Origin of the sequence: Mesorhizobium sp. M4A.F.Ca.ET.022.05.2.1 (assembly GCF_003998845.1) — a bacterium.
In the GTDB taxonomy this organism is placed as follows: domain Bacteria; phylum Pseudomonadota; class Alphaproteobacteria; order Rhizobiales; family Rhizobiaceae; genus Mesorhizobium.
Map to the genome: position 1 here is coordinate 1 of NZ_RZOJ01000724.1, position 1,241 is coordinate 1,241.

The following is a 1,241-nucleotide window of genomic DNA, read 5'->3' on the forward strand; positions in this document are numbered from 1 at the left end:
GTTGAAGGCCGTCGGCAAGAGCAAGAAGTGACGGCAGGGTCAGTCATCGTCCCCGGCGCCGTTTATGGCGTCGTCGGCGCGCTGGCCGCCTTTCCGCTGAGGCTGGCCGCGCGCGAGGTCGAGCGCCGCCATGCCGAGCTGAGGCGCGGCGTCACCCGCCGCACCAGCCATGCCGTGTTCGGCCGCACGCTGCTGGCGAAAGCCGCGATGAGCAGGACAGGCGATGCCGACATCGAACGGCGCGCGAAGGCCGAGCGCGCCGCCGGCCGCGCGCTGATCAGCGAGAACGGTTTCCTGCGCCTGCTCGGCCTGATGAAGGCGCCGGAGGCGTCGTCGCTGTCGAGGCAATCGCTGATCGACCAGTCGCGACTTGCCGGCGACGATCTCGACCTGCTGTCGCTGTTCGACGCCTTCGAGCACGATGCCGAGCCTTATTCCTTCCGCGACCTCATCCTCGCCAGAAAGTATGCCGGGCTGATCGCCAGCGGCGCCAACTGGGGCGCGATCGCGCGCTCCGTGCATCGCTCCGGCCCGGTCGCCTCGCTCACCGCCAAGTCGCTCAATCTCGGCTCGCAGCACGGCCGCCCCGACGCGATCTATCTCGACGATGGTGCGAGCGAGCTCGACGGTCAGTTGCTGTTCGATCTGGGTTCACCAAATTCGGGAATGGCTGGAGACGACACGCTGGAGGAACTGTTCGCCGAGGCGGAAGGCGCGGAAGAGGAGGGGCGTCACGACGATGCGGCAGCGCTTTACCAGCGTTGCCTCGCGATCGACGCCAAGGATGCGATTGCCGCCTTCAACCGCGCCAACTGCCTGCGCGGCGCCGGCCGCGTGGCGGAAGCCGCGCACGACTATGCGCGTGCGATCAAGCTCGATCCCGGCTTCGTCGAAGCCTGGTTCAACCTCGCCGGCCTGATGAGCGACGAGGGCAAGGTGGCCTCCGCCCGCCGCCACCTGCAGAAGGCGATCGCACTCGACAAGACCTATGCCGACCCGGTGTTCAACCTTGCGCGGTTGGAATTCGATGGGGGGAATATGGCCGAGGCCCGCCGGCTGTGGGTGCGCTATCTGGAACTCGATGCTGAATCCGAATGGGCGAGGTTGGCGCAGAAGGGGATACAGTTCGTCGATTTGCATATGGCGCGCACGGCGGGGTGAGCGCCTCTCCTTCTCCCCTTGTGGGAGAAGGTGGATAGGCGCGTCAGCGCCGAGACGGATGAGGGGTGTTGGAAGGAATG

The 1,241-nt window shown here is 66.8% G+C and carries 1 protein-coding gene; it reads left to right on the forward strand.

Features of this window, described 5'->3' with window-relative positions:
• The first annotated feature begins 27 nt into the window (after nt 1–27).
• Nucleotides 28–1,161 (forward strand): tetratricopeptide repeat protein, encoded by a 1,134-nt coding sequence (locus EN745_RS34900; protein ID WP_127423324.1) that lies wholly within the window; start codon nt 28–30, stop codon nt 1,159–1,161.
• Nucleotides 1,162–1,241 lie beyond the last annotated feature (80 nt).